Genomic DNA, 20,860 nt, shown 5'->3' with positions numbered 1-20,860 from the left:
AAGGTTGCGATCGGACGCGTCGCCATCTCGGTCCCACCGACCTCACTTGCTGGCAATTTGCGTCGGCGCGTTCCAGCCGCCGCCGAGCGCCCGGAAGGAGGAAATCGCTGCACGCGCGGCCTCGGTCTGGGCCTGGGCGCGCTGGTCGCGTGTTTGCAACAACCGTGTATCGGCATCGAGGACTTCGATCAGGCTGACGACACCGCCCTTGTAGGCAGCGTCGGAAGCATCACGTGCGCGTACGAGCGACGTTTCTCCTCGAGCTAACACGCGCTCCTGTTCTTCGCGTTTGACAAGGGACGAGAACGAATCCTCGACATCCTCAGATGCACGCAGGACCGCCAGGCGGTAACTGGCGAGCGCCTCGGCGTTAGCGCCCTTGGCCGCCTTTATCTCTGCATCGACCCGGCCGAAGTCAAAGAGGCGCCAGCGCAGACCGAAGAAGCCCTGCCCCTGCGTCGCGGTACCGGTAAAGAGTTTACCCGTGCCCGCCGAACTGGCGGTGCCGAGCAGGCCCGACAGCGAGAACTTGGGGAAATACTCCGAGATTGCCTGACCGATGTGAGCATTGGACGAGGCCAATCGACGCTCGGCGATTATGAGGTCCGGGCGGCGTCGCAGCAAGTCGGCGGGGCCACCGGCATCCGCAATCGAGGGAGCAGCTGGGATCGGCCGCACATCAGCAAGCTCTGCACGATAGGTGCCTGGCTCCGCGCCCATTAGCACGTCAAGAGCGTTCATTGCAGCGTCGAGGCCGGTTTCCAGCACGGGAACCGTGCCCTGCACTTGGGCCAGTACGCCTTCGGATTGACGGAGTTGCAGTTCGGCTGCGACGCCCTTTCTATATTGAAGCTGCACGGTGGAAACGAGCTTCTGCTGCGTATCGACTTGGTCCTTGGCGATAGCAATGCGCTCCTGCAGGCCGCGGATCGTGACGTAAGTATCGGCAACCTGAGCGGCGACCGCCAGGCGCGCGGCGATCACGCCGGCCTCGGATGCTTCGTAGTCGGCGGAAGCCGCTTCATGTCCGCGCCGCAAGCTACCGAAGATGTCCAGTTCCCAACTGGCGACGATGTCGCCCTCATAGGCATCGAGATCGCGATCCTGGCCAAGCGCATTCAGGAAAGCCCCCGGCAGCCCAACCTGCGAGGTCCGCAAGTGACCGGCGGATGCCTGTACCGAACCCGAAGGCAGAAGTGCGGCAGTTGCGGCATTGAGACCAGCCTTTGCTTGCCGGACCCGCGCAAGCGACTGCGCGACATCGAGGTTGCGGTCCTGAGCCTGGGAAATCAGCGCGGTCAGTAACGGGTCATTGAATCCCTCCCACCACCGGGCAAGATCCGCGGATTGCGCGGCCTGTCGCTCTGCGACTGCTGCATCACCAATGAATGTGGCACGATCCGACTCGGCGGCGGGTCGGTGATAGTTGGGACCCACCGCGCATCCGCTAAGCAGAACGGCGAGTAAGATCGTCGTGGTTGCAGTCTGAGCGCGCATGGGTCTCTCTTCGCATCTGGTGCAGTCAAGAGACCAATGTATGATATGGTCACTGGTTGTCAATGGCCGGAATTCGTCTATATCGAATGCATGACACAAATCAGCCACACCCAATGGGTAGAGGAACTCTCTGAAGGCGCCGGCACCCGAGACCGCCTGGTCGCGGCCGCCGGCGAGCATTTCAGCAAGTTCGGATACGATAAGACGACACTCAACGACCTGGCAAAGGCGATCGGCTTTTCGAAAACCTACTTCTATCGATTTTTCAAATCGAAACAGGAAATAGGCGAGGCGATCTGTGGGCAGGTTTTGGCGAAAATCATAATCGGCATCGAAGAAGATATTGTCCGTGCAAACTCGGCGCCGGATAAGTTGCGCCGAATGCTTAGAACCGTCGCTACAATGGGCACTGGATTGTTCTTCGAAGACCGCAAGCTCTACGAAATAGCGGCCATATCTACCGCAGAGCACTGGGGTTCACACAAGAACTACACTGAGCGACTTACCGAAATCATCCAGCAGATCCTGCTCGAAGGCCGAGAAAATGGTCAGATCGAGCGCAAGACGCCGGTCGACGAGACCGTTCGGGCGATCATGCTTGCAATGCAGCCGTTTATCGATCCGCGCGTCCTGCAGTACAATCTTGACCATGTTCCGGACGGCTGCAACGAACTGGTGAGTCTCTTGCTGCGAAGTTTGGCGCCGTAAGTAGTGACCAGTTGACAAACTGGTCACTGGACAACATCTATGGTGCCTCCCTGGGAGGTAACCATGCACAAGCCGTCCGTTCGCACTCTCTATCTTGCCGGGCCATTGGCCATGGCCTTGGCCTCCTGCTCACATGAGGCCCCTGACCCCCGCACCGGTCCCGCGCTGGTCGAAGTCACCACCACCTCGGGCAGCAGCGCAGCTGTTCGGACCTTCTCCGGCATCGTCTCGGCCCGCGTCCAAAGCGACATCGGGTTCCGTGTGCCGGGCAAGGTGATCGAGCGTCTGGTCGATACCGGCCAGACGGTCCGCAGAGGCCAGCCATTGATGCGCATCGACCGGACCGATTATGCGTTCGGGGCAACGGCTGCCAACAACACTGTCGATGCGGCCCGGGCCCGCGCACAGCAGACGGCAGCAGACGAGAAGCGCTATCGCGATCTCGTGTCCGCCGGCGCCGTTTCGGCCTCTCGTTACGATCAGGCCAAGGCCGATGCGGATGCTGCCAGGGCACAGCTTGCTGCAGCGCTGGCTCAGGCGGGGGTCGCGCGTAACGAAGCCAGCTACTCGGTAATCGTCGCCGACTCTGACGGCGTCGTCGTCGAGACACTGGCGGAACCGGGACAAGTGGTCGCAGCGGGCCAAATCGTGGTTCGCCTTGCCCATGCAGGGCCGCGCGAGGCGACGATCAGCCTGCCGGAGACAATCCGGCCAGGGATTGGCTCACAAGCCAGGGCATCGCTCTACGGCACCCACGATCAGAGCGGATCTGCGCGCCTGCGCCAGTTGTCCGGTGCGGCCGATCCGCAGACCCGCACCTTCGATGCGCGCTATGTGCTTGAGGGGAGCGCTGCTCAAGCGCCGCTCGGCGCAACCGTCAGCATCTCGGTGCCGGATTCCAGCCAGATCGCTTCGGGCGCGCAGATCCCGCTCAGCGCAATCTACGATAACGGCCATGGCCCGGGCGTCTGGAAGATCAACGACTCGGGAGACAAGCTCACCGTTCACTGGAGCCCGGTCAGAGTCGTCGCGCTCGGTGAAGAGATGGCGACGATCTCCGGCGGCCTTGCCGGCGGCGAACGCTTCGTGGCCCTTGGCGCCCATGTCCTGCATGAAGGTCAAGCGGTCACCCTTTCGAACACCAAGCTGGCGGCCTCGCAATGAACGCCCCGATCCAGCATCAGCGGTCAGGCTTCAACCTTTCCGCTCTCGCCGTGAAAGAGCAGTCGATCACGCTCTTCCTCATCATCATCATCGTGATCTCGGGTTTCTTCGCGTTCAACAAGCTCGGCCGCGCGGAAGACCCCAGCTTCACCATCAAGGTCATGACCTTCTATACGGTCTGGCCCGGCGCCACCGCGAAGGAAATGCAGGAGCAGGTCGCCGAGCCGCTCGAAAAGCGGATGCAGGAGCTGAAGTGGTACGACCGTACCGAAACCTTCACTCGCCCCGGCCTCGCCTTCACCACTGTCACACTGAAGGATAACACCCCTCCAAACGCGGTTCAGGAAGAATTCTACCAGGCTCGCAAGAAGCTTGGCGATGAAGCCCTGAAGCTTCCTCAGGGGGCTTACGGTCCCTTTATCAACGACGAATATTCCGACGTCACGTTCGGCCTCTACGCGCTTAAGTCCAAGGGCGTTCCGGAGCGCCTGCTCGTGCGTCAAGCGGAGGCGCTGCGCCAGCAGATCCTGCAGATCCCCGGCGTCAAGAAGGTCAACATCGTGGGTGAGCGCCCAGAGAAGATCTTCGTCGAATTCACCTATGAAAAAATCGCCAGTCTCGGCCTTTCGGTTCGCCAGATCTTCGGCGCGTTGAATGACCAGAATGTCGTCACGCCCGGCGGCTCCATCGAGACGCATGGCCCTAGTGTTCTGGTCCGTCTCGACGGCAGCTTCGATAACCTGCAAAAAATCAAAGACACCCCGATCACCGCAGGCGGCAAGACCATCAAGCTCTCCGATATCGCACAGGTACGGCGCGGCTATGAGGACCCTGCCACGTTTCTGATCCGCAATCAGGGAGAGCCCGCGCTGCTGCTCGGCGTTGTCATGAAGGACCGGTATAACGGTCTGGTCCTCGGCAAGGCACTCGAAGCGGAAGCCTCGAAGATCCAGGCAGCCTTGCCGGCGGGCGTGAGCTTCTCGAAGGTCACCGATCAGGCGGTGAACATCAGCGAAGCCTATGACGAGTTCATGCTCAAATTCTTCGTTGCGCTGGCCGTGGTCATCACGGTGAGTCTTCTGAGCCTGGGCTGGCGCGTCGGCATCGTCGTTGCTGCCGCTGTCCCGCTTACTCTTGCCGCAGTTTTCGTAATCATGCTTGCCACGGGACGCGATTTTGATCGCATCACCCTTGGCGCCCTCATTCTTGCGCTCGGCCTACTCGTCGACGACGCCATCATCGTGATCGAGACGATGGTCGTGAGCATGGAAGAGGGTCATGACCGTGTGTTCGCCTCGGGTCGCGCCTGGCTGACAACGGCCGCGCCCCGGCTTGCCGGAGCGCTCGTCACCTCGATCGGCTTAATGCCGGTCGGCTTTGCCGCCTCGACTGCCGGTGAATATGCCGGCAACATTTTCTGGGTCGTGATGTTCGCGCTGCTGACCTCCTGGTTCGTGGCAGGTGCTTTCACGCCTTATCTCGGCGTCAAGCTGCTCCCGGCCATCAAGCCGATCGAGGGCGGTCACACGGCGATCTACGGAACGCCCAACTACCAGAAGCTGCGCCGCGTGATCGCGGGCGCCGTGGTCAACAAGAAGAAGGTGGTGCTCGCCGTCGTCGCGATCTTCCTCGTGGCCTTCTTCTTCCTTGGTTTCGTCAAGCAACAATTCTTCCCCACCTCGGATCGCCCCGAAGTGCTGCTCGAAGTGCAGATGCCCGAGGGAACGAGCATCAACGCAACCGACAAGGCGGTCGCGCAGACCGAGGCATGGCTCAAGAAGCAGCCCGAAGCCAAGCTGGTGACCAGCTACATCGGCCAGGGCGCGCCCCGCTTCTATCTCGCCATGGCGCCCGAGCTGCCCGATCCTTCCTTCGCCAAGGTGATCATCCTCACCGGCAGCGAGAAGGAACGCGAAACCCTGATCGGCAAAGCCCGTCAGGCTGCCGCGAAGGGACTGTCTCCCGCGGCTCGCATCCGCGTCACCAAGCTCGTTTTCGGCCCCTATTCGCACTTCCCCATCTCGTTCCGCGTAATGGGTCCGGATGAGGGCAAGACGCGGGAGATCGCCGAAAAGCTGCGCACCGTAATGCTCGCCAACAAGGGCATGCGGCAGGTAAACACGGACTGGGGCGAACGTGTCCCGACCGTCCACTTCGTCCTGGACCAGGATCGCCTGCATGCGATCGGCCTGTCCTCGCACGATGCCGCCGAACAGCTGCAATTCCTGCTGACCGGCGCGCCGGTCACCCAGGTCCGCGAGGACATTCGTCAGGTCGACGTCGTGGCCCGCACCGCAGGTCCTGATCGTCTCGATCCGGCAAAGCTGCACGCTTTCACACTGCAAGGTGCGAACGGGCAGCGCGTACCGCTCGACCAGATCGGACGCTCCGAAATCCGCGAGGAAAATCCGATCATGCATCGCCGCGACCGCCTGACCAGCATCACGGTGCAGGGTGATATCGACGACGCATTGCAGCCCCCTGATGTCGCCAATCAGATCATCAAGGAGATGCAGCCGCTGGTGAAGACGCTCCCCGACGGCTATCGGATCGAAACAGGTGGTTCGCTCGAGGAATCCGGCAAGGCCAACGTCGCTTTGGCCGCGGTCTTCCCGATGATGCTGGTACTGATGATGCTGGTCATTATCTTCCAGGTGCGCTCGATGTCGGCGATGGCGATGGTGCTTCTGACCGCACCACTGGCGCTGGTAGGCGTGGTGCCGATCCTGCTCATCTTCGGGCAGCCGTTCGGGTTCAACACCATCCTCGGCGTGATCGCCTTGGCAGGGATCATCATGCGCAACACGCTGATCCTGATCGGCCAGATCCACGCCAACGAGCATGACGGCTACAGCCCCTATCATGCAGTCGTGGAAGCCACCGTTCAGCGAGCTCGTCCGGTGGTCCTCACCGCCCTGGCTGCAGTCCTGGCCTTCATTCCGCTCACCTTCTCGGTGTTCTGGGGATCGCTAGCCTACACGCTGATCGGAGGCACACTGGGCGGGACGATCCTCACCCTCGTCTTCCTCCCGGCGCTCTACGCGCTCTGGTTCAAGATCCGTCCGCCCCAGGACGAGGATCGCAGTGCAGTTCCGCACATGGATCACACGGCAGAAGCAGGCGAACTGCTCACGGTGTGACGGGGCGCGGCGGTCCGCAGACATCCGGGCCGCCGCACTTCCCCAGCCCATCTCTCGATTTTTGAAATTGGAAAGGCCCAATGATGCACACTTCCGATCCCGTTGTTATCGTCGCTGCTGCGCGAACTCCGCTAGGGCGCTTCCTGGGCGAATTGGCGGCCATACCGGCCGCAACGCTCGGCAGCCACGCCATTCGCGCGGTCGTCGCCAGGGCCGGCATAAGCCCGGATGAAATTGACGAAGTCCTCATGGGCTGCGTCCTGCCCGCCGGACAGGGCCAAGCTCCAGCGCGGCAGGCGGCACGTGCGGCGGGCCTGCCCGATGGAACCGGTGCCACGACCGTCAACAAGGTGTGCGGGTCGGGGATGAAGGCGACCATGCTCGCTCACGATCTGATCCTCGCCGGATCCGCCACAGTCGCCATCTCAGGCGGCATGGAATCGATGTCCAATGCCCCGTACCTGCTCGAAAGAGCGCGCAGTGGTTATAGCGTTGGGCACAACCAGATTTTCGATCACATGATGCTCGACGGCCTGGAAGACGCCTACGAACATGGCCGGCCGATGGGCGATTTTGGCGAAGCAGCCGCCGGTGCCTGTCAATTCACGCGAGAAGACCAGGACGCATATGCGACCATGACGCTGACCCGGGCGCGCGCTGCGGTGGAGAGCGGTGCGTTCGAGGCCGAGATTGTCGCGGTTGAGGTGCCCGCAAAGGGCGGCCCGGTTCTGATCGAAAACGACGAGCATCCGCTAAAGGTCTCGCCGGAGAGAATACCGACCCTGAAGCCCGCATTTCGCAAGGACGGTACCATCACGGCAGCCAGTGCATCGGCGAACGCCGACGGAGCCGCTGCCCTGTTGCTTATGCGCAAATCCGAGGCCGAACGACGCGGCATCCGGGTTCTTGCCGAAATCAGAGGGCATGCCGCACATTCGCAGGAGCCCGCCTGGTATACCACGGCTCCCGCACCCTCGATCCGCAAGCTGCTCACAAAGGTCGGCTGGCAAATAGGCGATGTCGACCTTTTCGAAATCAACGAGGCGTTCGCGGTCGTGCCCATGGCTGCTGCCAAGGAGCTCGGCATCGATCTTGCCAAACTGAACGTGAATGGCGGCGCCTGCGCACTCGGTCACCCCATCGGAGCAACAGGCGCTCGACTTATCGTCACGCTCCTGTTTGCGCTTCAGGCGAAAGGGCTCAAGCGCGGAATCGCGTCACTCTGCATCGGCGGTGGCGAAGCCACAGCCATTGCGATCGAATTGCCGGAAGCCTGAAAAGATGGCGCTTACGGGCTTCAAGGAAGGTTCCTCCGACGCCATGGTCAACCTCGGCTTCCGAGATTACCTGGGAGTTGTATCTGACGGGCACAGATCGTATCGAGAAAGCAGCGCAAATCATGCTAATGTTCGAGCGACCGAAGCGCTTCGATCGTTTTTGACACAGGTTGCTCTTGAACGCAGTAAAAGTTGAATGCATCGCCAATAAATTAAAAATCATGCTGATCACTGCCTGCGCCGCATTCTTTTCGACAATGCACGCGCCTGCGGTGTCGAAAGAGCCGGCAAGATCATCAAATCATCAAATCATCAACCCCTTAGGTCGAAAATTATCTATAGAGATTATCTTATTGCTAGACGACGAATACTTTCCTAAGGGTGGAGTCCGGGGCTAGGCAGTTGCGAAGGCCTATACGATAAAACTATTTGCAAACAGTTCCCATAACTAGATGACTGCAGCGGAGTCTTTCCCGGTTACTGCGGAATGACATTTACGAGAAATGATAAGTGCCTTATCTTGGCAACTACAGGTGGTCCCCCAACCCGTGGGAAATATAGAGATACACAAGTTAATGATATGTCATTTGTGAATGCGCCATGTCCTGATCGGCGCAAATCCTAGACTCAGAAGAGCACATTGTCGAATCTGCCATTCGACGGGACAGACTTTTTTCAACTTGGCTTCACGCATAGGATTCGTTCCGCATCCGCGCACGTTTCATACGTGCACTTTTCCTAGCACTACATTGGCAGAATATGATTTTTGGGATTGAACCGCCCCGCTGACGCGGGAGACGCGTTTGTTCAATCCCTTTTGTCAACATGACTAACTGGCATCGAGTTGGCCGATCTTGTTACAGCGAGATCGTACAAAACCTCAAGCAACGTGATACCGCTTGGCCAGCCCTTCAACTCGACCAGCTGCTGCCCTGAACCCGGCAGCTCACACGATGCCCAATCGCCACCTGATCAGCGCGCCTCGGTCTCGCCGGACGGCTACGACGACTCCGGAATCGACCGAGACGCGCCCATTGCGGCCGTCCAGCCGCTGATTTTCCGTTCCTAGGTGCGGCTCGTCCGCTTTTCCATTCTAAATACCCAAGACTGGCCGAATTCAGTCATTCGGAAGCCACTTTAACGATCCCGAAAGCGGATGGTCTGCGTTGCCATGCCGCAAAGACAATCTTCTTCCTGAACAATGGGCAGCTATTGGGGAGTTCCAGAGCGCGCTGAATGGCAGAAATGTTGGGTTAGCGGTCGTAAAGCTGCTCGCCAGCGACCCCATCCAATTTTTTCCGCAAGCATCATCGGCAGAAGAGGAAAAGTCTAATCGAGATTGTTCCCGCGACCAAATGATGTGCCGATTACCCTTATCGCCAACTTCGAGTGCAATAATTTGTACACCACCATGCATCGAAACGAGATAGCTTCGAACCTTGATCACATCATTATATTGACAACCATTATCTAGTAATTTTGTAATATTTATTGGCTTGGAGGAGCAGTTCCAAATGCGCTGACTTTGCTGGTCGCAGCCGCCGAGCACTAAAAGTATAGCTATCGAAATGATCCTCATTGCCAGATGATGACATATGCTGCCGACGGCAGCAATGTCGGCGGATCCGGATAGCCGGCTTTCGGATTAAAATCCTGAAAATCTGCCATTCCGCTTTGTCGGCGAAGCTGACAAAGCGCCCTGCCTTGCGCCTCATCCGTAGCCGCCGACTGAGCAGTCGTTCAGCGCCTCCTCTGAGCATCTCTGAAGCGGCCATTCACTCACCGAGAAGTCTGCCACGGCGAACGGCCGGCGATGGGACTTTGTGTCAGGTCCGGTTCTGCGCGTAATGCCCGATAAAACAGACGCTCCCGGAATGCAGCTCGCAGGCAGTTCGCTGGCCGCAATGCTCCTCATTCCGGACTCTCAGCAATTACTCTCACGATCCCAGAAGCCGATATCAGGGCCGTATTCCAATCCCGAGCACGTTCCATCTTATCAGGCGCCGGCCATCTTCTTGAACGGCCTGAAGATTTCAAGATCCTGATCAGATACCAAGGCAAATTGCGGTCCAGCGATTAGGCCACGTCATTCGGTCGACATCATCGGCCATGGGAATCAGCTTAACCATCTATAAACCAATTTCTTTCATCCCTCTGCGTGTTTCAACGGGGGGACATGCGATGACGCTTTCAACCAAGAACTCAGGCGGCACACCGAAGACTCCGGCGGGCGAGATCGCCGTCGATGTTGCCATCATCGGAGCCGGGCCGGCAGGCCTGACCGCGGCCTATCTGCTCACCAAAGCCGGCCTCACTGTCGCCATTGTCGAGAAAGACCCCCATTACGTCGGCGGCATCAGCCGCACCGTAGAGCATGAGGGCTACCGCTTCGACATCGGCGGCCACCGCTTCTTCTCCAAGAGCCAGCAGGTCGTCGACCTGTGGAACGAGATCCTGCCCGACGATTTCATCCAGCGTCCGCGGATGAGCCGCATCTATTACGAGGGCAAGTTCTACTCCTACCCGCTGCGCGCCTTCGAAGCGCTGTGGAACCTTGGCATCTGGCGTTCCACGCTGTGCATGGCGAGCTTCGCCAAGGCCCAGTTGTTCCCCCGCCGCACCGTGAAAAGCTTCGAGGACTGGACCACAAACCAGTTCGGCTGGAAGCTCTATTCGATCTTCTTCAAGACTTATACCGAGAAGGTCTGGGGCATGCCCTGCGACGAGATGAGCGCCGACTGGGCCGCCCAGCGCATCAAGGGCCTCTCGCTCTGGGGCGCGGTGACGGACGGCCTCCGGCGCAGCCTTGGCCTCAACAAGCGCCCGAACGACGGGCAGGCGGTGAAGACCCTGCTCGAAACCTTCCGTTATCCGCGCCTCGGCCCCGGCATGATGTGGGAAGCCGCGCGCGACCGGATCGTCGAGAGCGGCAAGGGCGAAGTCCTGATGGGCCACGCCTTGCGCCAGCTCGCCAGCGACGGTCAGGGCGGCTGGCGCCTCACCGCCGATTCCGGCGAGGGCGACGTGACCATTCGCGCCGCGCATGCGATCAGCTCCGCGCCGATGCGTGAACTGGCCGCACGCCTGCATCCGCTTCCGCAGACCACTCTGCAAGCCAGCGAGCTGAAATACCGGGACTTCCTGACTGTCGCTCTCAAGATCCGCGCCGACGACCTGTTCCCGGACAACTGGATCTACATCCATGACAGCAAGGTGAAAGTCGGCCGCATCCAGAACTTCCGCTCGTGGTCGCCGGAAATGGTGCCCGACGACGAGATGGCTTGCGTCGGCCTCGAATACTTCTGCTTCGAAGGCGACGGCCTGTGGTCAATGGCGGACGACGATCTCGTCGCCCTTGCCACGCGCGAGATGGTCACGCTGGGCCTGTGCCGCGCCGACGAGGTGACCGGCGGCTTCGTGGTCCGTCAGGAAAAGGCCTACCCGGTCTATGACGAAGACTATGCCGCCAATGTCGCCGCGATGCGCGAAGAACTGGAAGCGCGCCATCCCTCGCTCCATCTGGTCGGCCGCAACGGCATGCATCGCTATAACAACCAGGACCACGCGATGATGACCGCGATGCTCACGGTCGAGAACATCCTCGCCGGCGAGCGCATCTACGACACCTGGTGCGTCAACGAGGACGCCGAATACCACGAGGCCGGGGACGAAGGCGAAACCAAGGCCCTGCCCGCCGCCCCCGGATCGCGCGCGCCAACGCCGGATCAGGCCGCCGCGCTCGCATCGGTCCGCGAGGTGCCCGCGCGCATCGCCGGATCCAGCGAAGGTGGCAGCAAGCGCGAGGCGGCCTGATGCGGGCTCTTATCGCACGCCTGACGCGCGACACATTTCTGCGCTACGTCACGGCAAGCGCACTCGCACTCGGAGTGGACATCGGATGCTTCTGGCTGCTGGTCAGGCTCGCCCTGCCCGCGGCACCGGCATCGGCGGCCGGATATTCGCTGGGGATCGTCGCGCATTGGCTGATCGCCAGCCGCGCCGTCTTCGCGGAAGGTGTCGCCCTCAAAGGAACCGCACGCATGCGGCAAAAGGCTCTGTTCGTGCTGTCCGCCTTCGCAGGCCTTGCCATCACCACGATGGTGGTCGGCGCGGGGGCTGAGTTGGGCCTTCATCTTGCCGCCACCAAGACCGTGGCCATCGGGCTGAGCTTCTTCACCAACTGGTTGATCCGGCGACGGATCGTGTTCCGCCGAACCGCCGCGTTCGCCTGACAGGCAACCGGCGAACCACCCAGCGAACGACAGGATTTCCCAAATGGCCGATTATCTCGTCACCGGAGGTTCGGGCTTTCTAGGTAGCCTTCTGGTGCGAAAGCTGCTGGATGGCGGACACAGCGTAGCCAGCATCGACCTGCTTCCCTCCACCATCGCCCATCCACGGCTGACCACAGTAGTCGGGGACATTCGCGAGCGTACGGCACTGGATACCGCATTCGAAGGAGAAACCCCGCTGGCAGTGTTCCATTGCGCCGCCCTGCTGGCCCATGGCTCGATCACTGAAGCCGAACTGATGAGCCACAATGTCGATGGCACCGAAAGCCTTGCAGGAGCCTGCGCGGAAAAGGGCGTTCGAAAGATCGTATTTCTTTCGAGCAACTGCCTGTGGAGCCGGGGCTTCGATCATCCGGTCGACGAAAGCGAACCGCCCGCGCCTTGCGAGCCTTACGGCATTACCAAGCTGATGGGAGAACAGACCCTCGCCCGTTTCGGAAATGCCTTCGATACAGTGACCATCCGCTGCCCGACCATTATCGACGAAGGGCGGCTGGGCCTTCTTGCGATCCTTTTCGAATTCATTGCCGACGGCAATCGCATCCCGCTCGTAGGCAAGGGCGATAATCGCTATCAATTCATCTATGCGGCCGACCTTATCGACGCGATGCTGCGCGCCGCCCATGTCGAGGGTTCCCACCTGTTCGGCATCGGCTCCGATGCGGTGCCCAGTCTTGCCGGTGCGTTCCAGCAGGTGATCGACGAAGCTGCCAGCCCTTCGCGCCTGCTGGCTCTACCCAAGGTGCCGATGATTGCGGCGATGAAAGTCGCCCACGCCCTGCGAATCTCGCCTCTCGGGCCTTATCACTACCGAATGATCGCCAGTTCCTTTGTCTTCGATACGACCCGCATAAAGCACGTGCTTGGCTGGAAACCTACGTTGACCAACGGCGAAATGCTGTCGAAAGCCTATCGCTATTACCACACGAACCGCGCGGAAATCACTGCGCGCAAGGATGTTTCGGCCCATCGGCAAGCGACCCGGATGGGCGTGATCCGGCTGCTCAAGGCACTGTCGTGACCGCCGGAGCCACGATGCGGGATAACGCGCCCGTCAGCACCATCACTGCATCGGCCGCCACAGCGGATTTTGCCTGGACACTGCTTACTCTGGCTCTGTTCGCCGGTTGGACGTTCTGGATCGGCTCGTCTCACGAAGCCTGGTTCGACGAGGCGCAAGCGTGGCTGCTGGCACGGGACAGCACACCTTATCAGCTTCTCGTCGAGCGCGTTCGCTACGAAGGATCGCCAGGCCTCTGGCACCTGATCCTCTGGACCGCGATCCGCTGCGGGCTACCTTACTCGCTGCTTTTCCTGATCTCGGGCTCATTCGCGGTGGCCGGCGCCGCTTTAATCCTGACAAAAGCCCCTTTCCCACGCTGGCTGCGCACGGGCGCGATCTGCTCCTATTTCTTCGCCTATCAATTTGCCGCCGTAGCCCGCAGCTATGCAGCGGATCTGCTGCTGGTGCCGCTTGCTGCCTGCTTCTTCCCGGGACGCTTCGAGAAGCCATGGAGATATGCATTCGTGCTTGGCCTTATCGCCAATCTCAATGCGCATGGCTTCGTTGCTGCGGGGGCCTTGGGCGTGGAATGGGCATGGCAGGCGTCATGGCGGTCCTGGCGCCGGAAACGGCTCCCCACATGGCATGTGGCCGGCGCACTCGCTGTGACCGCATTTATGGGGCTCTGCGCGCTGGCAACGGCGTGGCAACCGGCCGACAACTACTACATCCGGGCTGAGCATTCCAATATCCTAGGTACATTCACCGAAATCCTGCGCGCCGCCTTCATCGATCGGATACTCGTATTCTCCACCGCGCGCCCAGGGGGGCTGGACGCGGCCGCCGGGCTTGCGCTTTCGATTGCGGCATTCCTGTCGCTTCTGCAACTCATCCTGCGCGGCCGGTACGTGGCGGCCGGGTTCACGCCGTTGGCGGCAGTCCTGATCTTTTCCGTCACGACTTACGCCAGCCTCTGGCACGGCGGCCTGTTGTTTCTCTTCATGCTCTTCGGAGTGTGGATCAACTGGCCTGAAGGCAAAGGCTCGGTGCATCGGGACGCCTCGATCGCGCTTGCCACAGTCTTTGTGATACAGGCGGCACAGGCCGGTGCGACCGGCCTTTGGGACCGCACGCATGTCTTTTCACCCGGCCGGGAGGCCGCCCAGATCATGGCTGAGGTCCGTGAGGCGTCGCCACAGGTGCGGATCGCCGCTTATGGCTATCTCGCTTTCTCCGCGCAGCCCTGGCTCCCCAGCAACCCCTTTGCGAATTACCACAATGGATCCGTAACCCCGGCCTACATCGTATGGCGCCGGGACGAAACGTGGGACCCGTTCGGCAGCGAAACGATGTGGCGCGAACTTCTTCGGCAGAATCCGGACATGATCGTCGCCTCCGCTCCCGCACTTACGGCGGATCGGGCAGCCATGATCGAAATAGCCTGCCAAAACGGCTATGCTGTCGACAAAGCCCTTGCCGGCGAATTGCACTGGCGTGGATGGCGCTTCGCCAGCGATGATCTGCTGATCCTGCAGCATCGCCCCTGTGTCTGAACCATTGAATTCAGGTAAGCCTCTGGGCGTCGATCTTGGGCAGAACCTTGGAACCGGCCTACGCCTTCGCCAGCTCGAATTCGATGAGATGCATACTTATGCAGTTGTCACTGAGAAGTTCAGGAAACTTGACGTGCTTTCGCACTGGAAAGCGTCTGTACGATAGTTGCCAACAACTTTTCGTGGATGGGGTGCCGATTAATCCGATCAGTGAGCATGGGTCTTTCAAAGACATCAATTTACGAATCTCAGGCTTTCTGAATTGCCCCTTTCCTTTTCATAATTCGAGAAGCCGCCGGTCTCTTCATGGCCAGTCTTGAGCGTTCAAATTGGGAAAACGGATCGACCGCACCTGGGAGCGCGAAATTGGCTGTTGAACGGCGACAAAGGGTCGTGAGCCGCAACAAAACGATCCTTGTCAATTTCTGGAAGCATCAGTCTTTAGGAAGGCGTTTCTGGCGTAAAGCACGATCCCGGCGCTTGCGCCGCGGCAGCTAGGGCGTCGATCACGATGCGCAGGCGCGGCTGCTCATAGCGGGAGCTGGGCCAGACGAGGTGGATCGGCATTTGTGCGCCGGCAAATTCCTCCAGCACCGGCACAAGAGCGCCTGAAGCGAGCTCCTTGTCGATCAACCAGGTCGGGAGCTGGGATAGGCCTTCTCCCGCCAGAACGGCCGCGACGATCGCTTCGCCGTCGCTGAATTCATGGCGTACCTTCACTTCCTGAGCGATCTCGCCACCGGCCCCATCCTTCAGCAACCAGATCGGGCGGGGAACGCGCCTCCAACCGATGATGCAATCACGCTGTGTCAATTCCTCCGGAGTTGACGGCGCGCCATGGCGGGCAAGGTAATCCGGGGAAGCACAGATCAGAAGCTGCTGGGTGCCGAGCCGCCGCGCGGTCAGGTCCGCGTCGTTGCCGAGCGCGCCGATGCGCACGGCGAGGTCGATGCCCTCGTCGATGACGTTGGCCGTGCGCTCGGTGAACATGACCGAGAGGTCGAGGTGGCGGTACCGGGCCGTGAGATCCAACAGGATCGGCATCACGTGCTTGCGGCCGAACGCGGCAGGCAGGTTGAGATGAAGCGTCCCTACTGGCGTGTCCCGCCCCGACGCCATCGCCAGTTCGGTCCCTTCCAGGTCATCGATGATCCTCTGGCACGCATCGAGGTATAGCTGGCCTTCGGCAGTCAGGATCAAGCGCCGCGTTGTCCGGTGCAGTAACTTGGTCCCCAAGCGCGCCTCCAGGCGCGTGATGCTCTTGCCAACCGCAGAACCGGTGACACCCATCTCCCGGGCGGCGGCCGCGAAGCTCCCCTGGCGCGCGGTCGTAACGAATTCGATCAGTCCGGCAAATCGGTCCTGCGTGTCCATTCGGGAATTGTGGGATCGGCTGGGTGGAATGGCAAGGGGATTATCAGGCGTCAGTTCCACTCTAATTAAAGGCCTACGCATCGCTCCAATTCCAAACCCGTACGTTCCAGGATTCCCATGACCAAGCTTTTCGCGCCCTTCGACTTGTCCGGCCTCCAACTGCGTAACCGCGTTGTTATGGCGCCGATGACCCGGGCGCGGGCTCTCGACACCGTGCCCGACGACCTGACCGTGGAGTACTACAGCCAGCGCGCCGGCGCGGGGCTCATCATCAGCGAAGGGGCCGCGGTCTCGCTGGAAGGCTGTGGCTACCTGTTCAATCCGGGCCTCTATACGAGCGAGCAGACCGCAGGCTGGCGGCGTGTGACCGACGCGGTGCACGCGAAAGGTGGCCGCATGTTTGCCCAGCTCTGGCATGTGGGACGGGTCTCGCACACCTCGATCCTGGGCGAGGAACAGTCGCCCGTTTCGTGTTCGTCGAGCGTGGGCGAGAATGTCTGGGCTTTCGGGCGCGACGAGGACGGCGTCGCCAAGACCCTCGCGGCCAGCCCCCCGCGCGCTCTTGAGACTGAGGAAGTCGCCCGAATCACCCAGGACTTCGTACGCGCGGCGCGTATGGCTATTGATGCCGGTTTCGACGGCGTCGAGCTCCACGGCGCCAATGGCTACCTCTTCGAGCAATTCGTCAACGGCGCGCTCAATAAGCGCGAGGACCGCTACGGCGGCTCGATCGAGAACCGCCTGCGCTTCATGCTCGAAACGCTCGATGCAATCAGCGCGGAGATCGGCAGCAACCGGGTCGGCGTGCGCGTCTCGCCGTTCGGCCGCCTGTTCGGCATGAAGCCCTACGAAGATGAGGCCGAAACCTGGGTCACGCTGGCGGGCGAGTTCGAGAAGCGCAGCCTTGCCTATGTGCATCTCAGCGACCAGCTGACGATTGGCGCCGAGAAGATGCCCGAAGACGGCGCGCGCGATTTCCGTAACACCTATACCGGCATCCTGATCGCCGCAGGCGGCTTCGAGAAGGACACCGCCGAGGCGGCCCTGCAGTCGGGCGAGCTCGACCTCGTCGCCTTCGGCCGCCCGTTCATTGCCAACCCCGACCTGGTCGAGCGCATGCGCGCTGGCCATCCGACCAACGCTGCCGACCGCGCCACCTGGTACGGTGACCTCGGCGCGCGCGGCTACACCGATTACCCCACCTGGGAAGAAGAGGAAGCCAGTAAAAATGGCTGAACCAAACACTAGCCAGGAGCAGGCCGGCGACACCACGTCGCTGCGCCTCAGCCTGCTGGACTACGCCCCCGTCGATGAAGGCCTCACCCCCACCGATGCCTTCAGCGCGTCGCTGCGGCTTGCACAGCTTGCCGAGCAGGAGGGCTTTCACCGCTATTGGGCGTCCGAGCATCACGGCATTTCGGCCACGGCCAGCAATTCGCCCGAGATACTGATGTCGCATGTCGCCTCGGGAACCTCGCGCATCCGCATAGGATCGGGCGGCGTGCTGTTACCCAACTACAGCAGCCTCAAGATCGCGGAGAACTACCAACTTCTCGAAGCTCTGTTCCCCGGCCGGATCGATCTCGGCTTCGGCCGGGCGCCGGGCGGCGACCGACGCGTCAGCGGTGCACTCAACGACGAGAAGACCAGCGCGCTGCCCTATCCACAGAAAGTGGTCGATCTGCTCGGCTTCGTGACGGGTTCGCATCCGGCCGGATCGCGCTATTCCGGCATCCAGGCCTTGCCGGAAACACAGACCCTGCCCCAGCCTTTCGTGCTGGGAGCGTCGGGTTCTACTGCCCGCATCGCGGCTGAGGCTGGCCTTGGTTTTACTTTCGCGCACTTCATTAACCCCACTAGCCGGGGCGCCGAAGCGAGTAAGGTCTATCGTGAGGCATTTCGCCCGTCCTGCTTCGCCGCCGAGCCACAGGTCATCGTGGCCGTTTTCGTGGCGGTGGGCGATACCCAAGATGAAGCCGAAGGTTATGCTAATGCTTTCCATCTCTGGCTCGCGCACGCGGAAAGCGCCACGCAGCTCGACCGCGTTCCCTCGCTGGAAACGACGGCAGGCCACGTATGGACGCGCGAGCATATCGCGACACGCGCGCGTAACGAAGGTCGCCTCATCTCCGGCACGGGCGAACAGGTCGTTGCCAGACTGCGCTCCCTTGGTGAGGCTTATGGGACGAACGAGGTGATGATCAACCTGATGATGCCGACCGAGGCGGCGCGCACGAACGCCGTGAAGTCGCTTAGCGCCGCGTTGCAGACGTAAGGCGCGCGCACGCTGTCCCCCTTACCGGTGGCTTTCTAACCCATTCGGGCAATGAAGAAGGCAGTCATGAATACAATCCAGACTGAGTCTCGCCATCACATTTCCTTGCATCTCGCGCACCGATGGTTTGCCTTCTTCGAGGCGCCCGGCGGAGATCTGGAAGCCCACCTCGCGATCTTCCATCCTCAGATCTGCCTCTCGGGCCACCGCGGACAGCGCGTCTTCGCGCAGGATCACCTGACGCTGCGGGCCTGGTTCGCAGCGATCTCGGACGAGGTCAGCTCGCACCATATCGTCCATTCGGTCTACGAAGACATCGCGCCGAACATCGGGCGTCTCGCTTTCCTTGTCGGCTATCAGGTTCCCGGCCAGGATGGCGGGGTTCGCGGCTCGATCATCAGCTACGAAACCCGGATCGACTTTGGCAGCGAACCGCGGTTCCTCGCCCTAGCCAAGACGCCGACGATCCCCAACACGCGGCCTGTCTTCGAGCCGTCCTGGGCCAGCAACCGTGTCCTCGCGCGCCTGCACGGCGAACTGGGCGGCCTTGGTGACGACGGAGATCTGAATGGCCACGCCTTGCGATCCGCCATGGGTGAGAACGTCCATGCACTGTCCGTTTTGACGAGCGCGCGTGACGGCAGCCGATCCTATGAGGCTTTGGCTTCCTGGATCGGCGGCGCGCCTGCCGCGCCGTCGTCGCTTCGCCTCGCCGTTCGCGACGACGTTCGCGAACCCCTCCCCACGATTCAGCCTCTCGGGCCAACCTGAGCCTCACGACAAGGTGTACGAAACCATGCAAGACGAGATCCGAGCCCTGCTCGACAAGGACGAAATCCGCGACCTGCGTATCCGCTATTCGCATCTTCTCGATGGAAACCGGATCGACGCTCTCGACCGGGTGTTCGCCGCCGATGCGGTGGTCGAAGTGACGGTGGGGCGGATGGAAGGGCTCGAGGCGATCAAGGCCGGGCTCAAGGATGCCTATACCCTATTCGATCGCAACGGGCGGGGCCACTATCCCTTCATGCACCCCATCGCCAACCACCTGATTGAGTTGACCGGCCCGGACAGTGCAACCGGCTCGTGTTATCTCATCGACTTTGAAACAGCCTCCAAGTCCGATCCCAATCCCCTGCTTCTGCTGGGTCTCTATGCCGATGAATACCGGCGCATTGACGGTGCCTGGCGCATCACCCAGACCCGACTGGATGTCGTCTGGCCAACTTCCGAAGCTCCGCCAGAGAGCAACAGCCAAGCGTAAACTCCACCACCGATACCGGTTTTCGAGCTCGCTCGTCCTCCCCCTCTCGACTTGGCAGCGACCGATATCGGCTTTTTGAATGTGCTCTTTCCAGAGCTTGAATTTGTCAACGTCAGGAAGCGGACGGACTGCACTTGGTGGCCAAAAATTGTCAGTCGAATGGCCGAGGGTCGACCGCCGAAGCGGGCTGCCAGGCATCCATTGCGGCCTTTCGCCCTAGCCCGCTCTGAGACTTGCGGTGGCACTCGAAATTGCGGGCCAAACGACCGCGCAATGCGAAAAGCATGCCTCTGCGATGGCTGTTACATGGCCCAAATCGGTCCCGCAGCAACCGCCAAGGATTGTGAGTTGAGGGAAGGCCTCCTTCAACTGTCGATGGAGCTCCGCGAGTTCGACTGGATCCCCCTTGTCCAGTTCAGTCATTGCATCAAGTTCAGCGTGGGTGCACCGCGATGCGTTCGCACGGAGCCCCCGGACCCGCTCTGTCCAAGCAGCGCCATCCTCGAGCGAGGAAGCAATATGCGTCGGGTGGGCGCAGTTGATCATGTAGTAGGCAGGGTATGAAGCGGTAGATTCGTCGACCGTAGCGATGGCGTCCCGAAGCTCTTCACCTGTCGGGAGGTGGCCGTCAGTCTCGACTGTGAAACTGATAGCAACTGACGCACCTGACTTGCGAGCGGCGCGCGCCAAGCCGATTGCTTCGGGGACGTTGGTCATGGTTATGCCTGACAGCATGTCCGCGCCGGCAGCAACCAGAACCTTTGCTTGATGAAAATGATAGGCTTCCGCCTCTTCGGGCCTCATGATGCGGCCAGGATCGTAACCATCACCGCGCGGACCGATGCACCCGCTGATGATGATCGGGAGCCCAGCGGGGGCTTTCTCTCGTAGACAAATTAGCAGGGAGACGGCCTCATTGTTGAGCGCATCGAGCTCCTCTCGTGACAATCCGAGCGGCTCTGCCCAATCGAGGCTTGCTCGCCACGTTGCACTTTCGAGAATAAGCCCGGTGTCCATTCGCCGAGCAAGCTCAATAAAACCAGAGAAGTAATCTTCGAGCGCCTGTCGCCCCTCATCGGTTTGAAGTAGCGTTATTGAAGCGAAGTGGGGCAGGTCGATCCCCCTGTTAAAGAGGATGTCGGTTTCAAGACCAGCGTCCGTAAGGAAAGGGCGGTCGAGCTGATGAAGCGTCGCAGCAGCCATGGTGGGCTCCTTTAGCTAGGCCGTGAACCCATAAATGGTTGTCGATGGCGCAGCCTGCGGGCATGTTCAGGCAAGTATGGAACAACCGACAGTTCAAGCGCGCTGGGAAC

16 protein-coding genes are annotated in these 20,860 nt (G+C 60.9%); 12 read left to right on the top strand and 4 right to left on the bottom strand.

The annotated features are described in order from the left end of the window. Positions 1–42: 42 nt before the first annotated feature. Positions 43–1,497 (bottom strand): TolC family protein, encoded by a 1,455-nt coding sequence (locus tag EDF56_RS25340; RefSeq protein WP_132392881.1) that lies wholly within the window; start codon positions 1,495–1,497, stop codon positions 43–45. A 36-nt stretch (positions 1,498–1,533) separates the two neighbouring features. Between EDF56_RS25340 and EDF56_RS25335 the strand changes: the two genes are divergently transcribed. The 4 genes from EDF56_RS25335 (at position 1,534) to EDF56_RS25320 (ending at position 7,786) form a co-directional block, all read left to right on the top strand. Beyond that, positions 1,534–2,205 carry a TetR/AcrR family transcriptional regulator gene (locus EDF56_RS25335; RefSeq protein WP_243652856.1) on the top strand — a complete coding sequence of 224 codons (672 nt, stop codon included), beginning with the start codon at positions 1,534–1,536 and terminating at the stop codon, positions 2,203–2,205. A 63-nt stretch (positions 2,206–2,268) separates the two neighbouring features. Further along, positions 2,269–3,369 carry an efflux RND transporter periplasmic adaptor subunit gene (locus tag EDF56_RS25330; RefSeq protein WP_132392879.1) on the top strand — a complete coding sequence of 367 codons (1,101 nt, stop codon included), beginning with the start codon at positions 2,269–2,271 and terminating at the stop codon, positions 3,367–3,369. Continuing rightward, positions 3,366–6,509 carry an efflux RND transporter permease subunit gene (locus EDF56_RS25325; protein WP_132392877.1) on the top strand — a complete coding sequence of 1,048 codons (3,144 nt, stop codon included), beginning with the start codon at positions 3,366–3,368 and terminating at the stop codon, positions 6,507–6,509. The genes EDF56_RS25330 and EDF56_RS25325 overlap by 4 nt, the downstream gene beginning before the upstream one ends. 83 nt (positions 6,510–6,592) lie before the next feature. Then, complete coding sequence (locus tag EDF56_RS25320; protein WP_132392919.1) at positions 6,593–7,786, top strand: acetyl-CoA C-acyltransferase; 1,194 nt, start codon at positions 6,593–6,595, stop codon at positions 7,784–7,786. A 1,117-nt stretch (positions 7,787–8,903) separates the two neighbouring features. Here the strand turns inward: EDF56_RS25320 and EDF56_RS25315 are convergent. Then, positions 8,904–9,365, bottom strand: coding sequence for a hypothetical protein (locus tag EDF56_RS25315; RefSeq protein WP_132392875.1), 462 nt, complete (start codon positions 9,363–9,365; stop codon positions 8,904–8,906). A 602-nt stretch (positions 9,366–9,967) separates the two neighbouring features. Here EDF56_RS25315 and EDF56_RS25310 point away from each other — a divergent pair. From EDF56_RS25310 to EDF56_RS25295, 4 genes are read left to right on the top strand one after another with little or no spacing between them, the layout of a single operon-like run. After that, positions 9,968–11,599, top strand: a complete 1,632-nt coding sequence (locus tag EDF56_RS25310) for an NAD(P)/FAD-dependent oxidoreductase (protein WP_132392873.1) — start codon at positions 9,968–9,970, stop codon at positions 11,597–11,599. Further along, the gene (locus EDF56_RS25305) at positions 11,599–12,018 is read left to right on the top strand and encodes a GtrA family protein (protein ID WP_132392871.1); all 420 of its coding nucleotides are present in this window, start codon (positions 11,599–11,601) and stop codon (positions 12,016–12,018) included. Before EDF56_RS25310 ends, EDF56_RS25305 begins: the two co-directional genes overlap by 1 nt. A 43-nt stretch (positions 12,019–12,061) precedes the next feature. Beyond that, positions 12,062–13,099 carry an NAD(P)-dependent oxidoreductase gene (locus tag EDF56_RS25300; RefSeq protein WP_132392869.1) on the top strand — a complete coding sequence of 346 codons (1,038 nt, stop codon included), beginning with the start codon at positions 12,062–12,064 and terminating at the stop codon, positions 13,097–13,099. Continuing rightward, positions 13,096–14,634 (top strand): hypothetical protein, encoded by a 1,539-nt coding sequence (locus EDF56_RS25295; RefSeq protein WP_165912391.1) that lies wholly within the window; start codon positions 13,096–13,098, stop codon positions 14,632–14,634. The genes EDF56_RS25300 and EDF56_RS25295 overlap by 4 nt, the downstream gene beginning before the upstream one ends. A 441-nt stretch (positions 14,635–15,075) precedes the next feature. Here the strand turns inward: EDF56_RS25295 and EDF56_RS25290 are convergent, their stop codons facing one another. After that, on the bottom strand, positions 15,076–16,008 hold the full coding sequence (locus EDF56_RS25290) for a LysR family transcriptional regulator (protein ID WP_132392865.1): 933 nt from the start codon (positions 16,006–16,008) through the stop codon (positions 15,076–15,078). A 117-nt stretch (positions 16,009–16,125) separates the two neighbouring features. Here EDF56_RS25290 and EDF56_RS25285 point away from each other — a divergent pair, with 117 nt between their 5' ends. The 4 genes from EDF56_RS25285 (at position 16,126) to EDF56_RS25270 (ending at position 19,547) form a co-directional block, all read left to right on the top strand. Continuing rightward, positions 16,126–17,244: an alkene reductase gene (locus tag EDF56_RS25285; RefSeq protein ID WP_132392863.1), complete on the top strand. Its 1,119-nt coding sequence runs from the start codon at positions 16,126–16,128 to the stop codon at positions 17,242–17,244. Next, the gene (locus EDF56_RS25280) at positions 17,237–18,283 is read left to right on the top strand and encodes an LLM class flavin-dependent oxidoreductase (protein WP_207905111.1); all 1,047 of its coding nucleotides are present in this window, start codon (positions 17,237–17,239) and stop codon (positions 18,281–18,283) included. The genes EDF56_RS25285 and EDF56_RS25280 overlap by 8 nt, the downstream gene beginning before the upstream one ends. 66 nt (positions 18,284–18,349) lie before the next feature. Next, entirely contained in the window at positions 18,350–19,054 is a 705-nt protein-coding gene (locus tag EDF56_RS25275) for a hypothetical protein (protein ID WP_132392861.1), read from the top strand. A 13-nt stretch (positions 19,055–19,067) separates the two neighbouring features. Further along, positions 19,068–19,547: a nuclear transport factor 2 family protein gene (locus EDF56_RS25270; protein ID WP_243652855.1), complete on the top strand. Its 480-nt coding sequence runs from the start codon at positions 19,068–19,070 to the stop codon at positions 19,545–19,547. Positions 19,548–19,763: 216 nt separating this feature from the next. Here EDF56_RS25270 and EDF56_RS25265 read toward each other — a convergent pair whose 3' ends face one another. Beyond that, entirely contained in the window at positions 19,764–20,750 is a 987-nt protein-coding gene (locus EDF56_RS25265; RefSeq protein WP_132392859.1) for a homocysteine S-methyltransferase family protein, read from the bottom strand. Positions 20,751–20,860 lie beyond the last annotated feature (110 nt).

The organism is Novosphingobium sp. PhB165 (genome assembly GCF_004341845.1).
Lineage (GTDB): Bacteria > Pseudomonadota > Alphaproteobacteria > Sphingomonadales > Sphingomonadaceae > Novosphingobium.
The sequence above is the reverse complement of the archived record's forward strand: the minus strand, read 5'-3'. Positions and strand labels throughout refer to the sequence as shown.